The sequence below is a fragment of the Geopsychrobacter electrodiphilus DSM 16401 genome, from assembly GCF_000384395.1.
Lineage (GTDB): Bacteria > Desulfobacterota > Desulfuromonadia > Desulfuromonadales > Geopsychrobacteraceae > Geopsychrobacter > Geopsychrobacter electrodiphilus.
In genome coordinates this window covers 114,271-132,607 of sequence record NZ_ARWE01000001.1, presented here as the reverse complement: position 1 = coordinate 132,607, position 18,337 = coordinate 114,271, and the positions used below count along the sequence as shown (strand labels likewise).

14 protein-coding genes are annotated in these 18,337 nt (G+C 54.7%); 9 read left to right on the top strand and 5 right to left on the bottom strand.

Going from position 1 to position 18,337, the window contains the following annotated elements; translation table 11 throughout:
* Positions 1–53 precede the first annotated feature (53 nt).
* The 4 genes from D888_RS0100630 to D888_RS0100615 all read left to right on the top strand — a co-directional run bounded on the left by D888_RS0100630 (position 54) and on the right by D888_RS0100615 (position 3,726).
* Positions 54–494, top strand: coding sequence for an Hsp20/alpha crystallin family protein (locus D888_RS0100630; protein ID WP_020674583.1), 441 nt, complete (start codon positions 54–56; stop codon positions 492–494).
* 334 nt (positions 495–828) lie between these two features.
* Positions 829–1,035, top strand: coding sequence for a GSU3473 family protein (locus tag D888_RS20235; RefSeq protein ID WP_020674582.1), 207 nt, complete (start codon positions 829–831; stop codon positions 1,033–1,035).
* A gap of 99 nt (positions 1,036–1,134) precedes the next feature.
* Positions 1,135–1,962, top strand: a complete 828-nt coding sequence (locus D888_RS0100620; protein WP_020674581.1) for a universal stress protein — start codon at positions 1,135–1,137, stop codon at positions 1,960–1,962.
* A gap of 657 nt (positions 1,963–2,619) precedes the next feature.
* Positions 2,620–3,726 carry a GGDEF domain-containing protein gene (locus D888_RS0100615; protein ID WP_020674580.1) on the top strand — a complete coding sequence of 369 codons (1,107 nt, stop codon included), beginning with the start codon at positions 2,620–2,622 and terminating at the stop codon, positions 3,724–3,726.
* Between the two features lie 126 nt (positions 3,727–3,852).
* Here D888_RS0100615 and glnA read toward each other — a convergent pair whose 3' ends face one another.
* Positions 3,853–5,181: a type I glutamate--ammonia ligase gene (gene glnA / locus D888_RS0100610; RefSeq protein WP_020674579.1), complete on the bottom strand. Its 1,329-nt coding sequence runs from the start codon at positions 5,179–5,181 to the stop codon at positions 3,853–3,855.
* Between the two features lie 441 nt (positions 5,182–5,622).
* On the opposite strand from glnA, the gene D888_RS0100605 reads away from it, so the two are divergent.
* The 3 genes from D888_RS0100605 to D888_RS0100595 all read left to right on the top strand — a co-directional run bounded on the left by D888_RS0100605 (position 5,623) and on the right by D888_RS0100595 (position 11,414).
* Positions 5,623–8,055 carry a diguanylate cyclase domain-containing protein gene (locus D888_RS0100605; RefSeq protein WP_020674578.1) on the top strand — a complete coding sequence of 811 codons (2,433 nt, stop codon included), beginning with the start codon at positions 5,623–5,625 and terminating at the stop codon, positions 8,053–8,055.
* Between the two features lie 171 nt (positions 8,056–8,226).
* Positions 8,227–9,255, top strand: coding sequence for a TAXI family TRAP transporter solute-binding subunit (locus D888_RS0100600; protein ID WP_020674577.1), 1,029 nt, complete (start codon positions 8,227–8,229; stop codon positions 9,253–9,255).
* Between the two features lie 71 nt (positions 9,256–9,326).
* The gene (locus tag D888_RS0100595; RefSeq protein ID WP_020674576.1) at positions 9,327–11,414 is read left to right on the top strand and encodes a TRAP transporter permease; all 2,088 of its coding nucleotides are present in this window, start codon (positions 9,327–9,329) and stop codon (positions 11,412–11,414) included.
* Positions 11,415–11,431: 17 nt separating this feature from the next.
* Here D888_RS0100595 and D888_RS0100590 read toward each other — a convergent pair whose 3' ends face one another.
* The 4 genes from D888_RS0100590 to ugpB all read right to left on the bottom strand — a co-directional run bounded on the left by D888_RS0100590 (position 11,432) and on the right by ugpB (position 15,993).
* Positions 11,432–12,766, bottom strand: a complete 1,335-nt coding sequence (locus D888_RS0100590) for an iron-containing alcohol dehydrogenase (RefSeq protein ID WP_020674575.1) — start codon at positions 12,764–12,766, stop codon at positions 11,432–11,434.
* 2 nt (positions 12,767–12,768) lie between these two features.
* On the bottom strand, positions 12,769–13,689 hold the full coding sequence (locus D888_RS0100585; RefSeq protein WP_026362150.1) for an ABC transporter permease subunit: 921 nt from the start codon (positions 13,687–13,689) through the stop codon (positions 12,769–12,771).
* A gap of 6 nt (positions 13,690–13,695) precedes the next feature.
* Complete coding sequence (gene ugpA / locus D888_RS0100580; RefSeq protein ID WP_026362149.1) at positions 13,696–14,586, bottom strand: sn-glycerol-3-phosphate ABC transporter permease UgpA; 891 nt, start codon at positions 14,584–14,586, stop codon at positions 13,696–13,698.
* An 81-nt stretch (positions 14,587–14,667) separates the two neighbouring features.
* A complete protein-coding gene (gene ugpB / locus D888_RS0100575; RefSeq protein WP_026362148.1) occupies positions 14,668–15,993 on the bottom strand; it encodes a sn-glycerol-3-phosphate ABC transporter substrate-binding protein UgpB in 1,326 nt (441 codons plus the stop codon).
* 248 nt (positions 15,994–16,241) lie between these two features.
* Here ugpB and D888_RS0100570 point away from each other — a divergent pair, with 248 nt between their 5' ends.
* Both D888_RS0100570 and D888_RS0100565 read left to right on the top strand, forming a co-directional pair.
* Positions 16,242–17,345: an ABC transporter ATP-binding protein gene (locus D888_RS0100570; RefSeq protein WP_020674570.1), complete on the top strand. Its 1,104-nt coding sequence runs from the start codon at positions 16,242–16,244 to the stop codon at positions 17,343–17,345.
* Between the two features lie 22 nt (positions 17,346–17,367).
* Positions 17,368–18,306, top strand: a complete 939-nt coding sequence (locus tag D888_RS0100565) for a hypothetical protein (protein WP_020674569.1) — start codon at positions 17,368–17,370, stop codon at positions 18,304–18,306.
* Positions 18,307–18,337 lie beyond the last annotated feature (31 nt).

The window sequence follows — 18,337 nt, the reverse complement described above, 5'->3', positions numbered from 1 at the left end:
AAATGCGGGCTGTCTTCGAGGGTACGCAAAATCCCGTATAAATGGAGGACAATATGGCAATTATGACGTGGGACCCGTGGCGCGAAATAGAAGATTTATTCGATCGTTATACCAGGGCTGGTGGCTCGCAAAACCAACTCACAACGACGGGAGATGTCGCAAGGAACTGGGCCCCCAGGGTCGATATTGCTGAGACCAGCAAAGAGTTCTTGATCAAGGCCGAAATCCCCGAGGTTAAAAAAGAGGATGTCAAGGTCAATTTGGAGAACGGGGTCCTGACGATCAGCGGGGAAAGGAAACAGGAGAAGGAGGAAAGTGGAAAACGCTTCCATCGCGTTGAACGGCAGTACGGCAGCTTTACTCGGAGCTTTACCCTGCCGGACAACGTCGATCAATCGAAGGTCGAAGCAACCTTCAAGGATGGCATGCTGAATATCGCCATCGAAAAGACGGAAGCGGCGCGGCCGAAAAAGATCGAAATTAAAGTGAAGTAGCTCGCTCTTAGCTATGAGCTGAACATTTTTGGAGTCATCTGCGTCCGGCGGTGATACAGGCCAGTTACAACAACTCGAAATCCGACCGACATTGGAATGGCTCACGCTGAATGAAGTGGGCCATTTTTTCGGAATTTATTAGGAGGCGGCCAGGCAAGATCACACCCGGCCCTGTGAGCCTTGAGCCAACCGTCGCGATACACAGCAACCTTTGGCGTCAATTTGCAGTTCTTCCCGTTGCAGGTCGTCTACCGAAAACTGAGGGCTGAGTTTATGCAAAGGGAATTGGGCACTTAAAAAGATGGATCGGAAATCCATAACCAGGGAGGCGCTTATGCTTGTTCCGGTGGTGCTTAAAAATTGGCTGGAATGCTCCGTCAGAAAAGATGAATTACAATATTTGATCGTCACCGAAAAGGTCATGTTCTTTGAACGCTCCGATGGCTGGGCGGTTCTTGGACGAGACAAAATGCGGCACCTGGTGATGCCATTTGAGGGGGAGGAGCGACGTCAGCATCAGGTGTTTGCTAAAGACAATTAGTATTAAGCAAGATCGGCCAAAGTGAGATGCCACCAGAGGTTTTCGTCCACTTAAGAAGCGGCGAAGCAGGAACCAACAACCTGCCCAGAAAGGAATTCCATGAGCTATAAGACGATCCTGGTTCACATTGACCCCGGCAGACGCTGTGCACCACGCGTCGAAGTCGCCGCCCGCCTGGCATTGCAGCACGAAGCCCATCTGGTCGCGCTGTACGTGCAGACCCCCTTTGTCCTTCCCGGCTACCTGGTCCATATGGGACCGGAACTCATCGAGACCCAGCAGAAAGCCGCAACTGAGGAGATGGCGCACGCCGAAGCAACCTTTAAACAACAGCTGTCGATCCTGGGTTTTAAAAATGCCGAATGGCGCACAACGACCGACTTCCCCGTCGACGCGGTCGCAAAGCAGGCGCGATACGCCGATTTGGTCGTGATCGGCCAGAGTGATATTTCGGATAACTCGGGAACCCCCGTGGATTTCCCGCCGCGCCTGGTGCTGGCGTCCGGTCGTCCGGTATTGATTATCCCCTATGCAGGCAGTTTTCTCAGCATCGGCAGTCGAGCTCTCATCGCCTGGAACGGAAGTCACGAGGCGACCCGTGCCGTCACCGACGCCATCCCGCTCCTCAAACGGGCGCAAAAGGTGACCCTCATGGCAATTCAGCTCAAGCAGGGTGGCCACGGCAGCATTCCTGTTGACGAGATCGTCCTCTATCTTGAGCGCCATGGCGTGCGTGTCGATATGACGACAGATCCAGTCACCGGGATCGACGTGGGGAATGAAATCCTGTCGCGCGCGGCCGACCTCAGCGCCGACCTGATCGTTATGGGCGGCTACGGTCATTCACGGCTCAGGGAGTGGGTACTTGGCGGTGCGACCCGAACCCTGCTGGATTCAATGACCGTCCCCGTGCTGATGTCCCATTAGTTTTCACAGACGGTTATCCGGGTCAGCCGGGCATTTCAGATAAAACTTTCAGCCCCTGCAAGCTTATGCTGACAGGGGCTGAAAGTTTAACACCACAACCTTTCGTCCCGCAGGTGACGATCAGTCGTTGTGCATCTGTTCCTTAATTTCCCCGACCGTCACCGCCGTCAGACAACCATTCCATTCTTTCTGCGTCCCCCGATACATCCAATTTTATACTCGCTTTAAAGTAAAACCTTGTTTGTGTTATAATTAGTTCGCTGTAACTTAATCCAGACCATGCGAACATCTCGAATTAACCCTCATCAATAAGTGAAATGAACGTTTTTTATCCTCCTCAAAAGACCTATATATTGGTGATGGAGCGCTGCGAGCCAAGGTGGAGTCAATGGACAACCTGTTTCAACGAGCGCCTGAAATATCTTCCAACCCAGCCTTTCTCCTGAATCGGCAAGGTCGCGTCGTCTTCTGGAATCTCGCCTGCGAAGCTTTTACAGGAGTTAAAACTTCAAAATTTCTTCATACTTACCGACGGACAGCTTGGCCGCGGAACGGCCTTTACTAAGATAACCTCCACGCCACCAGTTGACAGAAGAAGAGGGTTTACACCAGAAAGCACTTTATCCTGCACGCTTCCGCCATTACTAAGGATTGTATATGGACGTCTTTCAATGGGATCAAAATTTTGAAACAGGTCTCGCCGAAGTTGATCAACAACATAAGCATCTGGTTAAAGTGATCAACGAGTTCGGCCAACTTCTCTCCCAAAACAGCGTCAACTCTGCAGACCTGGAACAAGTGTTTACCGAGTTGGTGTCATACACGCAATATCATTTTGAAGAAGAAGAGAAAATGTCTCATCGCACCGGTGTCGACATAAGACATGTCGAGCATCACGAGCGAGAGCACCTTAATTTTCTTCAAGAAGTCACGTTGCTTCATCAACAGATGGAAACCTCCCAGGATACTACGGGGAAAGACTTGTTTGAATTTCTGATGAATTGGCTGGTCTGCCACATTCTGGGATCAGATATGAGCCTGGCCCGTCAAATTAGAGCGATTGAGTTTGGTCACTCCGCCGATGACGCTTATCTGATGGAGGAAAAAGCGGTTGATAAAGCAACGGGGTTACTGCTCAGATCACTGAATAATCTTTTCAAGCAGGTATCAAACCGAAACAAACAATTAAGCGAATTAAATCAAACCCTTGAAGTTAAGATCAGGGAGCGGACCCAGTCTCTCTCTGAGGCAAATCAAAAACTCGGAAAACTGGCGTCCACCGATGTTTTGACCGGGCTATCGAATCGTCGCCATGCCTTACAAATATTGGATCAATTGTGGGAAGAGTCCGTCAATATGGGGACCACACTCGCCTGCATGATGATTGACGCCGACGGTTTTAAAGCAATCAACGATAACTACGGCCATGATGCCGGTGACTTGGTATTGCAGAAACTGGCAAGACAGCTGAGATATGCAGTCCGGACAGACGATATCGTCTGTCGGCTTGGAGGAGATGAGTTTCTCATCATCTGTCCCAAGACGAATGAGGAAGGTGCCATGGTGATCGCAACTCTCATGCATGACCAAATCGCAGCCCTAACAGTCCCGGTCCTTGGCGGAGTCTGGCCAGGAAGTATCAGCGTCGGAGTTGCAGCCAAGACAGCCGCTATGAAAACACCTGAAGATTTGATCAAGGCAGCGGATCGCGGCGTCTATGCCGCCAAAAACGCGGGTAAAAATTGCGTGAAAATTGTACGTTGAGAAACGCTTTGCCTGGCAGATCAATATCATCTAGAGGGCACAGAATGGCTGCCCTCTCCAGAAAAGCGTTTATGAAACAAACATCCTCGCCTTTGGATAATAAGCATCGCGAAATAATCACAGAAATCAGTAGTTCTTCATATATTCCTTAATTTCCCAGTCGGTCACCGCCATCCGATAGCGATTCCATTCTTTCGTTTTCCCCTGAATATATTTTTTAAAGATATGCTCGCCGAGCGCTTCTTTGGCGAGCGGATTCTCCTTGAGCGCGATGATCGCCTCTTCCAGACTGCCGGGCAGACTGGCGATTCCGGTCGCTTCTTTTTCGGCGGCCGTCATCTTGAAGATATTAATATTGACGGCCGCCGGGGCTTCGAGCTTGTTTTTCACTCCGTCGAGCCCCGAAGTCAGCATCATGGCGAAGGCCAGATAGGGATTGCAGGTCGGGTCGGGACAGCGGACCTCGGTGCGGGTGCCCATACCGCGTGATGCGGGGATACGGATCATGGCCGAGCGATTGGAAGCTGACCAGGCAACGTAGACCGGCGCTTCGTAACCAGGGACAAGGCGTTTGTAAGAGTTGACCAGCGGATTGGTCACGGCGGTAAAGCCACGCGCATTCCTGGTGATTCCGGCGATATACTGGTAGGCGATTTCACTCAACTGCAGCGGCCCACTTTCATCATAGAAGGCGTTCTGCCCATCGAGGGTGAAGAGGGACTGGTTGGTATGCATGCCCGAACCGTTGATGCCGAACACCGGCTTGGGCATGAAGGTCGCGTGAAAGCCGTGTTTATCGGCGATGGAACGTACCACCCACTTGAAGGTCAGGGTGTTGTCGGCCGCTTTTAAGGCGTCAGAATACTTGAAGTTGATCTCATGCTGCCCTTCGGCGACTTCATGATGGGAGGCCTCAACTTCAAAATGCATGGCCTCCAAGGTATCGATGATCTCACGCCGACAGTTGATGCCGGTGTCATCCGGATCGACCTCAAAGTAGCCGGCGACATCATTAGTCGCGGTTGACAGCTTGCCGTTCTCATCCTTCTGAAACAGAAAAAATTCACACTCGGTGCCGACGTTCATGGTGTACCCGAGTTCCTTGGCCTCGGCCAGCACCCGTTTCAGGTTCACCCGCGGGCAGCCCTCAAAGGGGGTACCATCGGCCTTGTGCACATCACAGATAATCCGCGCCGCATTGACACCGTTCTTGTTCCGCCAGGGGAGAACGACAAAGGTGTCATAATCGGGCTTCAGATACATATCCGACTCGTTGATGCGCACAAAGCCGTCAATCGACGAGCCGTCGAACATCATCTGGCCATCCAGCGCTTTTTCAATCTGACTCAGCGGGATGGAGATATTCTTCATGAAACCAAAGATATCGACAAACTGCAGTCGGAAAAAGTTAACCTTCTGTTCTTGGATGATCGTCATAATTTCACTGCGTGTCATATCAGAACTCCTTCAGGATCAGACTTTCGAGAATCAAAGGGACGGCGACAGGGGCGTACCCACCCCGACAGTAGCTGCGAAACCCAAGTGGTGACGATTTCAGTTGAGAGCAATCGCGACCAGAGTGAGCATACGCACTGGAATAGAGTTTCAGTATACTTAAGGGATGACTTTTTAATAGAATTTAAATTTAAACGTTTCAACATGACAGTGTTCCGGGTTCCCTCAAAGGGGTGGGGAGCGGGGTCCGATGAAAATTCCCCGCGATTAGTTCAAGGCCACCCATTCTGCGCGGCAGACCGAGCAGGTCGGGTAAATACTAACGCTGTTTTATCAATTCCTTGCATTAGCCTTCCAGCGCTGTTAAATTTGCCTAAGATATTCTGCCCCCTGAGATCAACCTTCTGCTGATCCAGCATTCCCGTCATAGGGGAAAACTAAATGATTCCCAAGCGCCCCCTCAGCCTCAAAGCCAGAATGTCATTCTCCGTCATGGCTCTCGTCCTTGTCATCATGGCAGGTGTGGGTGGACTGTCGCTGCATTATTTTAAACGCTCCTTCCAGAAACTCATTGCTGACCAACAGTCGACCTTGATCGAACAGATCGCCAAGCAGATTGACAGACAACTGCAGGATGCCAGTTCTCTGATCACCGCTACGGCTGGCAGCTTCCCCCTCGACCGCCTTAAAAACGCCGAACTCGCCCAGTCCTACCTCGACACCCAGCTTGGTCTCGGCACCACCAGCATGTTCGATAATGGCATTTTCCTGTTCACAGCGGATGGGCGCTTGCTGGCGGAGTATCCCTTCAAACCTGATCGCCGTGGTCGAGACTACTCTTTCCGCAAATATTTCCAGGATACGCTGCGCTCTGGACAACCTCAAATTTCTGACCCCTATGTTTCAAGTCAGAAACAAAAACACCCGGCGGTTAATTTCACGGCCCCCATCCGCAATGACAAGGGACAAATCCTCGCGGTCATCGCGGGGAGCGTCGATCTGACGCGTAAGAATTTTCTCGGCGGCCTGAGCGCTGTACGGATTGGTCGGACGGGCTATCTCTACCTCTTTAATACCGACCGACTGATGATCATGCATCCAGACCCGCGGCGCATCATGAAGAAAGACGTTCCGCTCGGCGCGAACCTCTGGTTCGATCGGGCAATCGAGGGTTTTGAGGGGACTGAAGAGACCGTCAACTCACGCGGGTTACACACCCTGGTGTCCTTCAAGCGTCTCAACAGTAACCGCTGGATTCTTGCCGCTAACTACCCGACCCATGAAGCCTTTCAACCGATTGCTCAGGTACAGCGGTTTTTCATTGTCGGCCTCGGCATCATCCTCATCTTCTGCATCGTCGTTACCTGGGTTGTGACGCGCACCCTGCTGGCCCCTCTGGCCCGGCTTACCGCACACGTGGCAGGATTTTCTCCGCCAGATGCTGATAAAAGTCACCCTGTTAGAGGTCAGGGGGATGAAATAACCACCCTGGCCGCGACCTTTGATGGGTTAATGACCGAGGTAGCGAGGGAACGTGAGTTCACCCTCAACCTGCTGCAAAATTCTGCCACCCCCTGCTTTGTTCTCGATGTGAACCACAGGGTGTTGATATGGACGCAGGCGGTTGAGAAATTGACCGGTCTCAAGGCTAACGACATTCTAGGGACAAATCTTCATTGGCAGGCCTTCTACCCCTCGGAGCGCCCCTGCCTGGCTGACATTGTGCTGGACAAGGACTACTCTGCCGCCTTCGATCTTTACCCCCTGTTAGCCGACTCACCGCTGGTCGAAAATAGTATTCAGGCTGAAGGCTGGCTCAAACTGTATAACGGCAGGTCGAAATATCTGACCTTCGATGCAGCGCCGATCCACGACCAGAATGGCACGCTGGTCGCTGTGATACAGACGCTGCATGATCTAACCAACCTGAAACACACAGAGAAGACCCTGCGCGAAACTCAGGAGAGCTATCACGCGCTGATCGACAGCTCGCCTGATGCGATCATAGTGCACCGTCATGCCAACGTTTTATACGCCAACCGAGCGGCAAACATACTCTTTTGTGCAAAGAGTAAAGAGGATCTCGTTGGCCGCTCCCTCAACGAACTGATCCACCCCCATTACCACAAAACCGCTTTCAGGCAAATTTCCGAAGTCGAAACTAAAAAAAACACACACCTCCATGTCGAAGAGCAAATTATCCGCCTAGACGGCAAGAGTCTCGACGTTGAAATTGGCCGATCTGTAACCTTCTATGCAGGCGAGGCGGCGGTACAGAGCGTTTTGCGCGACATCACTCTGCGTAAAGCCGCCCAGGACCTCGTCTGGCAACAGGCCAACTTCGATGCTCTCACCGGGCTTCCGAATCGAAGCCTCTTCATGGATCGGCTGAAACAGGCCCTGGGAAACTGTGACCGTGATAAACATCTGGCCTGCCTGATGTTTATCGATCTCGACCAATTTAAAGCCGTCAACGACACCCTGGGTCATGACAATGGTGATGAACTTCTGCGCCAGGTCGCCAAACGCATGAGCACCTGTCTGCGCGAGACCGACACGGTCGCACGCCTGGGGGGGGATGAATTCACCATCATTCTGCCAGTCCTGAAAGACGTCAACGAGGTTCTCCTCCCAGCAGAACGTTTGCTTAAGACCCTGGCAGAGCCCTTCGTCCTTCCTGGCGGTATCCGCCAAATCTCCGCTTCGATCGGCGGCGCGATCTACCCTCATGACAGCAAGAGCATAGCTGATCTGATGTGTGTCGCCGATACCGCGATGTACCAGGTTAAGCAGACCGGGCGTAACAGTTACTACTTTCCCCATCTTGAAAAATCCGCCGGACCGACCCCTGCCACAGAGGGTCTCCATAATTAATGGCGCGAAGATCAATCACACCATAATCCCGCCCATAAGGATTGAGTTGGTGATATGTCTCCCGATCCAGCTTGCAAGTTCAGCACTCTCCAGTAGAATCTGAGGAGATCCGACCTTAACCAACAGCCTGTTCACCCCATGCAACCACTTGACCCGAGGAGAAAAAATGACATGGCAACGATAATAAAATTTCGACAGTTCACGATTTTTGTCGCAGTGCTGACGCTTCTGCTCGGTTCCATCTCGAGCGTCCGGGCCGCGGAGGAACGTAACTATCTGATGGCGACCGCATCAACGGGCGGGACCTACTACCCGGTCGGGGTCGCGCTCTCGACCCTGGTCAAGGTCAAGCTGCAACCGAAGCAGAAGATCGGGATGTCGGCGATCAGTTCGGCAGGTTCGGGAGAAAACATCAAGCTGCTGCGCGACAATGAAGTGCAGTTCGCCATCCTGCAGGGACTTTACGGAGCCTATGCCTGGCAGGGCACTGGCCCGATTAAGGCCGAAGGCGCCCAGAAGAACCTGCGCTCGGTGACCATGCTCTGGCAGAATGTGGAGCACTTCGCGATCAACAAAAAATTTGCCAAAACCGGCACGGTTTCCGACCTGCTCGGAATGAAGGGGGAGACCCTCTCTCTCGGCAAGAAGAACTCCGGCACCCTCGGCTCCAACACCGTACTGCTTGACAACCTCGGTGCCGATGTCGCCAAGGACTATAACCTGATCTACGTCGGCTATGGTCCCTCCGCCGATGCCATGCAGAATGGTCAGGCGGCCGGCATGAGCACCCCGGCCGGGGTCCCGGTCAGCGCCGTAACCAAGGCGATGGCCAACATGGGCGATAACTTTGTCGTACTCGATTTTACCGATGAGCAGATGAAAAAAGCCGATGGCGGCATGGACCTCTGGACCCGCTATGTGATTCCGGCCGAGACCTATCCGAGCCAGACCAAGGCGATCAACACCATCGCTCAACCCAACTTCCTCGCGGTGCGCGCCGACGTGGATGAGGATGCGGTCTACCAGATCACCAAGACCATCTATGAAAACCTGCCGTTCCTGAACGCCATTCACGGCGCTACCAAGGCAATGGCGGTCGAAAAAGCGATTGCCGGACTACCAATGCCCCTCCATCCCGGTGCCGCCAGGTATTATCAGGAAGTCGGAATCAAGATTCCGGCTCGCCTGCTCTCCAAATAAGCGTACAAACCTCACCCGGCCGCGAAAAATAAAGCAGCCGGGTGATTTATTTCTGCCAGGAGAGGAATGCGATGCCCGAAAATATTCCCCCGCCAGATGCCGATGCTCAACTCCCTCCGACCCGACTAATGATCGTTCTCGGTGTCGCTATCTCCCTGATGCACATCTGGTTCAACGTGGTGACCGTCCTCTCATCCCTGTGGCAGAACTCCCTCCATTTTGCCGGATTCGCCCTGATGGCGGTGCTGGTCTATCCGCTGCGCAAGAACTCAACCCTCATGTGGCGAGCGCTGGATCTTCTTGTCGGTCTGCTCGCCGCTGGCTCGGCCCTGTTTCTGATCGCCAGGGAGGACGCCATTTATGCGCGTGGGGTGCACATGGCCCACTCCGAATGGGTCGCCGCAATTATTTTAATCCTCTGTGCCCTCGAACTCACAAGGCGCGTGGCGGGCTGGTTTATCCCGGTCCTGATCCTCATCGCCTTAAGCTATGTAGGCTGGTGGGGAGGGTTGATCAGCGGGGTCTTCAAGTTTGCCGGGCTGAGCTTTGAAACCATCCTGTTTCGCAGCGTCTACGGCGACGACGCCCTGTTTGGAACCATCGCCGGCATCTCCTCGACCTATGTCTTCATGTTTATCCTGTTCGGCGCTTTTCTGCTGCGCTCGGGAGCCGGCGAATTCGTCATCGACCTGGCCCGCGCCGTTGCGGGACGCATGGTCGGCGGTCCCGGGCTGGTGGCGGTTATGGCCTCGGGGCTGATGGGGACCATCTCCGGTTCGGCGGTGGCCAACACTGCCTCGACCGGGGTCATCACCATCCCGCTGATGAAACGTGCCGGTTTTCCGTCCAAGTTCGCCGCCGGGGTTGAAGCGGCCGCCTCAACCGGCGGCCAATTAATGCCACCGATCATGGGCGCCGGGGCCTTCGTCATGGCGACCTACACCCAGATCTCCTACAACACCATCGTCATGGTCAGTATTCTGCCGGCGATCCTTTATTTTGCCGCAGTCGGTTTCTTTGTCCGGATCGAGGCCAAACGCAGCCATGTCGACGCGCTGGATAACGAAGAGGTCTCGGCCCTTGAAGTCTTCAAGAAGGGCGGGATCGTATTTTTGCTGCCGATCGCGGTGCTCATCGGGCTGCTGATCTACGGTTTCACCCCAACCTACGCAGCCGGCCTGAGCATTCTTGCCGTTATTGTCGCCTCCTGGTTTTCACCCAATCGCATGGGGCCCAGAGCGATCATCGAGGCGATGGCGATGGGCGCGCGTAACATGGTGATGACGGCCATCCTGCTCTGCGCCGTCGGGCTGATCGTTAACGTTATCTCCACCGCCGGAGTCGGCAACACCTTCTCGCTGATGATTAATCAGTGGGCCGGGCATAGCCTGGTCATCGCCATCGCCCTGATCGCCCTGGCCTCACTGGTCCTCGGCATGGGACTGCCGGTGACCGCCGCCTATATCGTGCTCGGCACGCTCTCGGCGCCAGCGCTTTACGCTCTCATTTCCGATGGTCTGCTGGTGCACGCCCTGGTCAGCGGTCAGATCCCCGAAGCGGCGAAGGCGATCTTCATGATCGCCTCCCCTGAACATCTCGCCGTGATCGGGCACCCCATGACCAGCGCCGCCGCCCAGGCGATCGTCGACGCGGTGCCGGTCGACATGGCGAGCATGGTACGCGAGGCGGTCATCAGTACTCATGATCTGACCTTCGCGCTGCTTTCGGCGCATCTGATCATCTTCTGGTTAAGCCAGGATTCCAACGTCACCCCGCCGGTTGCGCTAGCCGCCTTCACTGCCGCCGCCATCGCCGGGACCAAACCGATGGAGACGGGCTTCCAGTCGTGGAAACTGGCCAAGGGGTTGTATGTAATCCCATTACTGTTTGCCTATACTCCGTTTATCGGCGGCTCCTGGGCCGGAGACTTTGAGATCTTCTTCTTCGCTTTCTTCGGCCTCTACGCCTTTGCCGCCGGCCTGGAAGGGTTTATGGAAACCAGGCTCGGCTGGCCGCTCCGGCTCCTGACCCTGGCCTGCGCCGGGGCCCTGCTCTGGCCGTCCCCCTGGTGGGTCCATGTCGCCGGACTGCTGGTGCTGAGCTGGTTGTTTATGCGGAGTTTTCGTACATCACGACGGGAAGAACTCGTGGCGGCTTAAACCCTGAGGAAAAAGATCTAAACCAAAAGACGCAGGGCATCTTCGGTTGCCGCTTCAAGCACGCCGAGATGGGCGGCGAGGTCGAGGACCGTGAGACGCGAACGGATAGCGCGCGCATTGAGGGCCGCCAATCGAAATTCTGCGGCGCTCAGGCCGAAGGCCTTGAGCGTGAAGGGCGCGCCGGTGCGAGTGAAGAGATCGACAAAGTAACGGGGCGATTGGACCTTTTGAAACAGGGGGTGCAAACGCCCCCAGTATTGCGGAAGCACATGATCGAACTCTTGCAGAATCTCGCGTTTCCCCGCGAGCTGCAGGGTCACCTCCTCTGCCAGCGGCCCCCAGATCTCCGGGATGGCAGCTTCCGTCCGAGCATAAACGGTTGCCGCGTCCGCCTGGCAATCCTCGCTTCGGCACTCTGCCAGGCGGGCATAACAGGCGGTCGCGAGGATAATGCCGAGCCCGACTTGCAGCCCATGCAGTTCGGGCTTACGGCCGGTCACCGCCTCACGCATATCCCAAAAATGCGAGATCAGATGTTCCCCCCCCGATGCTGGCGCGCTGGAGCCGGCCAGACTCATGGCCACCCCCGAAATCAACAATCCTTCAAACAGTCCCCCCACAACATCAGGTTCTCCCTGAGCAACCCCTTCCGGATTGTGGGCGTAGCCCTGCTCTGCCGTATGCATCAGTGCCGAGGGGAGCTCACAATAGCTGCGGCTCTGCAGCAACGATTCACACTGCCAGTCGATATCGGACACCACCTTGGCCAGCACGTCACAGAAGCCGGCCTGACGCATTTTCAGTGGCGCCTGTTGAATGATCCGGGGAACGGCGTAGATGCGTTGCGGAGGTGCCGCCGGCAGGGTGCGCTTCACCCCTTTGACCTTGAGGGCGACAATCCCGGAGGTATAGCCGTTCATCGAGGGCGCCGTCGGCAGGCTCCAGTAATCACAGAGGCTCCGCCCGGCGGCGAACTTGCCGAGATCATTGACCGTCCCGGCTCCCACCCCGATAATCAGGGCTTTCCCCTGCGCTACCGCCGCGACCTGTTCTGCAAGATCTGCGGTCGCGACAGGATGTGCCTTCAGCAGAAGATGCTCCAGACTGACCCCGGCCCGCTGCAGCTCGTTGCGCAGGGTCTTGCCGGCCACAGCATCCGTATCGGGATCACTAACCAGCAGAACCGGCCGGTCGCAGTAGATGGCCCGGCAATCCTCAGCTAGAACCCGGCAGGCATCATCCCTCACAAAAAGTGTCACCCCGGACGAGGGATGCGGCTTGCCACAGGAGCAACCGGCAAAAAAACTGGATTGATCTACGATAGCGGGATACTGGCGCAAGGGTATGATCAAGGCTATTTCTCCCGCTCAACCAGCCCTTTAACAAACCAGCGCTGCATGCAGAGCACCACCAGAATTGGCGGCAGCATGACAATCAGCGCACCGGCCATGGCGATATGCCAGTTGGGCGGGTCTTCCGGAGAGGGGAGCAAATGCTGCAGCCCGATAACGGCGGTGGTCATCCTGGCGTTGGTGGTGATCAACAGGGGCCAGAGATACTGGTTCCAGCCGTAGACAAATTCGATGACCACCAGGGCCGCGATATTGGTTTTGGAGAGCGGCAGCAGGATCTTCCAGAAGAATGTCATCGGCGAGGCGCCGTCCATCTTGGCCGCTTCGCAGAGCTCTTCAGGAATCGTCAGGAAGAACTGACGGAACAGAAAGGTACAGGTGGCCGACGCGATCAACGGCAGAATCAGGCCCGCATAGCTGTCGAGCAGACTGAATTCCAGGGTGACCTTAACCTCATGTTGTGCGAACCAGCTGACGATGCCATCCAGCCCCAGGGCGTCCCACACCGACTGAAGAGGCCCAAAGATATTGGCCGCCATTTCATAGGTCGGCAGAATTCGTACTTCAATCGGCAGCATCAAAGTACAGAAGACCGTGGCGAAGGCCAGGGTACGGAAACGGTAATCGAAATAAACAATGGAAAAAGCGCCGAACAGCGAAACGATGATCTTGCCGAAGGTGATCCCCATCGCCATGATGAACGAGTTCAGCATCTGGGTGCCAAGGTGCCCCCGACTCCAGGCTTCCTGCATATTATTGAAGAGTTGATCCCCGGGAATCATGCTCATGGGTACCCGCGAGACCTCATCCAGCGAGAGGGTCGCGGCGATGAGTGCATAGAGAATCGGAAACCCGACCAGCACCACGCCGAAGATCAACACCACATAGGTAAACAGGTCGAGGACCGGTGTCTTTTCAACCATCATAAGCTACCCCGTGTACTGGACTTTACGCTCGACATACTTGAACTGCAGAGCCGTAATCACAATGATCAGCACCATCAAGACCACCGATTGGGCCGAGGAGGATCCGAGGTTCAGGCCGATAAAGCCATCCTGATAAACTTTGTAAACCAGAATATTGGTCGACCCGCCAGGCCCGCCTTGCGTGACCGCATGGATGATGCCGAAGGATTCAAAAAAGGAGAAGATGATCGTCATGACCGTTACAAAAAACAGGGTCGGCGACAGCATCGGAAAGGTGATTGCCCAGAAACGCCGAAAGGGGCTGGCGCCGTCCATGGCAGCTGCCTCTATCAAGGAATGGGGCACCGCCTGGAGCCCGGCCAGAAAAAAAACGAAATTATAGCTGATGTTCTTCCAGGCGCTGGCCATCACCACCAGCAGCATGGCATGGGAGCTTTCAAGCAGCGGGTTCCAGTCCAGGCCGAACCATTTATTCAGCGCGATGGCGACCACGCCGTAGGAGGGGTGGAGCAGAAACAGCCACAAAATTCCCGAGATCGCCGGCGCGATGGCATAGGGCCAGATGAGCAGGGTGCGGGTTAAGGTCGTGAAGCGCAACGCCCGATTGGCCATAGTCGCCAAAAACAGGCCACAGCTGATCGAAATCAGGGCCACCGACCCGCTGAAAAACAGAGTGATCAGGATCGATTTCAGATAGAGCGGGTCCCTGAACAGAGCGATAAAATTATCGAACCAGACGAAACGGGTGCGAAAACCGAACGGATCGCTCAATTGAAATGAGGCGATCACCCCCTGCGCGGCCGGCCAGTAAAAAAAGGTCAGGGTGATCAGAAGCTGGGGCAGAATCAGCAGATAGGGGAGCGACCGCGATTTAAAAAAGGCTCGTTTTTTTATCATGGCAGAATCAGTTCACGAAGAAGCCCCCTCTCCAAACGCGAGGAGAGGGGGACGTTCATCAGCCTTTAAACAGGAGAATTACTTATAGGTCTTTTCGAACTCGCGAAGTTTGACATTGCTCCGTGCAACCGCGCTGTCCATTGCAGCCTGAGGCGTTTTGGTGTCGTTCCACACCAGCTCCAGCTCTTCATTGATAATGTTCCGAATCTGCACAAAGTACCCGAGACGCAGGCCACGCGAATTCTTGTTCGGGGTGGCCCGGGTCAGCTCTTTGATACCGACTTCCTGATACGGGCTCTCTTTGTAGTAGCCTTCCGACTTCAGTTGCTCATAAGCGGTCAGAGTAATCGGGAAATAACCGGTCTCCTTGTGCCAGAGGATCTGGGGTCCGTCGCCGGCCAGGTAGTTGAGGAAGGCGGCGACGCCCTTGTAATGGTTTTTCGGCAACCCCTTGAAAACCCAGAGTGAGGCCCCACCGATGATGCTGTTCTGTGGCTGGGTGTTCCAGGTTTCCACCGGCAATGGCGCTATGTCCCATTTGAATTTTGCCGCCGATTTCAACTTGGCGATGGCGCTGATCGAATCGATATAGATGCCGGCATTTTCGGCGATAAACTCAGATTTAGGCCCCTGGTATTTCTGACCACCGTAATAGAAGCGGTTATCCTTCATCCAGCTTTTAAGCCGGGCGATATGCTTGACGACCTTGTCGTTGTTGATCAACAGTTCGGTGTCCAGCCCTTCATAGCCGTTAGCTTTGCTGGCAAAGGGGATATTCTGGATCGCGCTGTAGTTTTCGACCTGGGTCCAGGACTGCCAGGCGGTAACCAGGCCGCCTTTTACGCCCGACTTGACCAGCTTACCGGTAATCTCGCCCATTTCATCCCAGGTGACCGGCTTCTCCTTGGACAACATGGGGATACCGGCTTTTTTAAACTGATCGACATTGTAATACATGACTGGCGTAGAAGAATTAAACGGCATCGACATCAGGTTACCGTCGGAGTTCATGTAGTACGAAAGCACCGGCTGCAGATACTGCGACCAGTCAATCTTGTAGCCGTTGTCGGCCATCAGCTTATACACCGGATAGATCGCCCCGGAGAGCATCATGGTCTGAGTGCCAACCTCGAACGATTGCAGGATATCCGGCTGCTTATGGGCACGCACCGCAGCAACACCAGCGTTGAGAACCTCATCGTAAGCACCCTTATAGATCGCAACCACCTTGTAGTCTGATTGTGAGCTATTAAACCCATCGACAATTTTTTGCACAGTGTCCCCGCGTGAACCGCGCATGGCGTGCCACCATTGAATCTCGATCGGCTTAGCAAACGCCGGCCCAGCAAAACTGATCAGCAGAACCAACATCAGCACAAACATGAAACTTCTGTTTTTTGACATGCTCTCCTCCCGAAAAATGATTTTGGTTATCTTTCCTGTCAGTTTAAATCTTGCCAGCAGGGACCTGATAAGGCATATATGTTTTGATACAATCAAAACCCTGTTTGACAAAGTTCGAGTTAAAACCATGTTGACTTGCACGTCAATCGATTTAACCTAAAAAACTCAAACAGCTTTAACTCTTGAGACTAAATAATAACAGACGAATGATCTGGACAAAATCCATTCATTCTGGAGAACTTAATGCTATGGCCAACGTTATCCTCGATAATGTCGTTAAAAAATATGGCAAGCTTGAGGTCGTCCACGGCGTCAGCCTGCACGTCGAAGACCGGGAATTTGTCGTGCTGGTCGGACCCTCGGGCTGTGGAAAATCGACTACCCTGCGCATGATCGCCGGGCTGGAGGATATCTCCGGGGGGACAATTTCGATTGCAGACCGGATCGTCAACGATATCGCCCCCAAAGATCGGGATGCGGCGATGATTTTTCAGAACTACGCGTTGTATCCGCATATGAATGTCTACAAGAATATGTCCTTCGGCCTCTCCTTGAGAAAAATGCCGAAAGCTGAAATCGAGAAACGGGTCAGTGAGGCTGCCGCAATTCTCGAACTGGAGGCCCTGCTGCTGCGCAAGCCGCACGAACTCTCGGGTGGCCAGCGTCAGCGCGTGGCGATGGGACGGGCCATCGTCCGCCATCCGTCCGTTTATCTGTTCGATGAGCCACTTTCCAATCTGGACGCCAAATTACGCGCCCAGATGCGCCTGGAGATCAAACAACTGCATCAGCGGGTTCAGAACACGATCATCTATGTCACCCACGACCAGGTTGAGGCCATGACTCTGGCCGACCGGATCGTGGTCATGCGCGATGGCTATATCGAGCAAGTCGGCAGTCCGATGGATATTTTTCAACACCCGGACAATATTTTTGTCGCCGGTTTTATCGGTTCACCACCGATGAACCTGGTGCCGGCAACCATAGTGAATGCCGGAGAAAACCAGCACCTCAAGTTGAGCGAGCAGCTTGAGATACCGATCCCGGCCCGACCAGAGGCCCAATTAAATGACGGGCAGAAGGTGGTAGTAGGGCTGCGTACCGAGGATATTTTCATCGCCCAGACCGACGGTGGACGCATCCCGGCCATCTCATTTGATACCCTGGGGACTATCAAGGTCGTGGAACCTCTCGGCAGCGAAACCAACCTGCATATGAATCTTCAAGGGGTCGAGCTGGTCGCCAGGTCGGCGGGAAGACGCCTCTTCAGCAGCGGCGAAGAGCTGGCGATGACCCTCGATTTAACCCATCTGCATATCTTCGATGCAGTGACCGAGCGTTCAATCTACTAACCCATCAGAAAAGCCAATACCTTTGGAAGAGATTATTCAAATTATCCTCGCTTCGGGGAAATCAGCCCTTGATCTGGCGCTCTACGTGCTCTTGCCGGTGCTGGTCATCATGATGGCGTTGATGAAAGTTGTCGAGGCGCGCGGGTTGCTGGCGCAGGTCGCACGCTTGCTGCACCCGCTGCTGAAGATCTTCGGACTGCCAGGAGCCGGGGGCTTTGCCATGCTGCAGCTGCTGCTGATCGGCTTTGCCGCCCCCCTGGCTTCCCTGACGATTATGGAGCGGGATGCTACCGGGCGGCGCCAGATTGCCGCGACCCTGGCGATGCTTTTTACTTTGTCCCAGGCCAACGTGGTCTTCCCGCTGGTGGCGGTCGGCCTCAACCTCGGAGTGGTCATGCTCACCTCGGTTGTCGGCGGACTGACGGCCGCAGCCGCGACCTATTTCATCTTTGCCCGTGGCATTCAGGAGGACATTCGGCTCACAGAGGAGAGCCTGCCCCTGACCGCAAAACTGCGCAAAACCACAACCTTCAATCTGATGATTGTCGGCGGCCAGGAGGCGATTCAGATCATTTTTGGGGCCATCCCCATCCTGCTGCTGGCCATCTTTCTGGTGAATGTCCTCAAGGCAATCGGAGTCATCACACTGGTTCAAGGGTTGCTGGCTCCATTTTTCAGCCTGATCGGGCTGCCGGCGGTCGCAGTCCTGCCGATCGCGACCAAGTTTATGGCCGGCGGCACGGCCATGATGGGGGTGGTACTCAAGCTGCTGCAGGAGGGAACATTGACTACGCTGGAAATGAACCGCATGGCCGGTCTGGTGATAAATCCCTGTGACCTGGTTGGAGTGGCGATTCTGATTTCGGCCGGAAGCCGGTGTGCCTCAGTGGTCCGACCGGCACTGGCCGGGGCCCTGGTTGGAATACTACTGCGTGCGGGCCTGCACCTTTTGATTTTTTAAACCTGGCAGACGAGTGACGACCGAATGGCTG

What these genes read in the sequence shown, in the direction of transcription:
- D888_RS0100630 (WP_020674583.1), top strand. Translation starts at nt 54, where the DNA reads ATGGCAATTATGACGTGGGACCCGTGGCGCGAAATAGAAGATTTATTC.
- D888_RS20235 (WP_020674582.1), top strand. Translation starts at nt 829, where the DNA reads ATGCTTGTTCCGGTGGTGCTTAAAAATTGGCTGGAATGCTCCGTCAGA.
- D888_RS0100620 (WP_020674581.1), top strand. Translation starts at nt 1,135, where the DNA reads ATGAGCTATAAGACGATCCTGGTTCACATTGACCCCGGCAGACGCTGT.
- D888_RS0100615 (WP_020674580.1), top strand. Translation starts at nt 2,620, where the DNA reads ATGGACGTCTTTCAATGGGATCAAAATTTTGAAACAGGTCTCGCCGAA.
- glnA (WP_020674579.1), bottom strand. Translation starts at nt 5,181, where the DNA reads ATGACACGCAGTGAAATTATGACGATCATCCAAGAACAGAAGGTTAAC.
- D888_RS0100605 (WP_020674578.1), top strand. Translation starts at nt 5,623, where the DNA reads ATGATTCCCAAGCGCCCCCTCAGCCTCAAAGCCAGAATGTCATTCTCC.
- D888_RS0100600 (WP_020674577.1), top strand. Translation starts at nt 8,227, where the DNA reads ATGGCAACGATAATAAAATTTCGACAGTTCACGATTTTTGTCGCAGTG.
- D888_RS0100595 (WP_020674576.1), top strand. Translation starts at nt 9,327, where the DNA reads ATGCCCGAAAATATTCCCCCGCCAGATGCCGATGCTCAACTCCCTCCG.
- D888_RS0100585 (WP_026362150.1), bottom strand. Translation starts at nt 13,689, where the DNA reads ATGGTTGAAAAGACACCGGTCCTCGACCTGTTTACCTATGTGGTGTTG.
- ugpB (WP_026362148.1), bottom strand. Translation starts at nt 15,993, where the DNA reads ATGTCAAAAAACAGAAGTTTCATGTTTGTGCTGATGTTGGTTCTGCTG.
- D888_RS0100570 (WP_020674570.1), top strand. Translation starts at nt 16,242, where the DNA reads ATGGCCAACGTTATCCTCGATAATGTCGTTAAAAAATATGGCAAGCTT.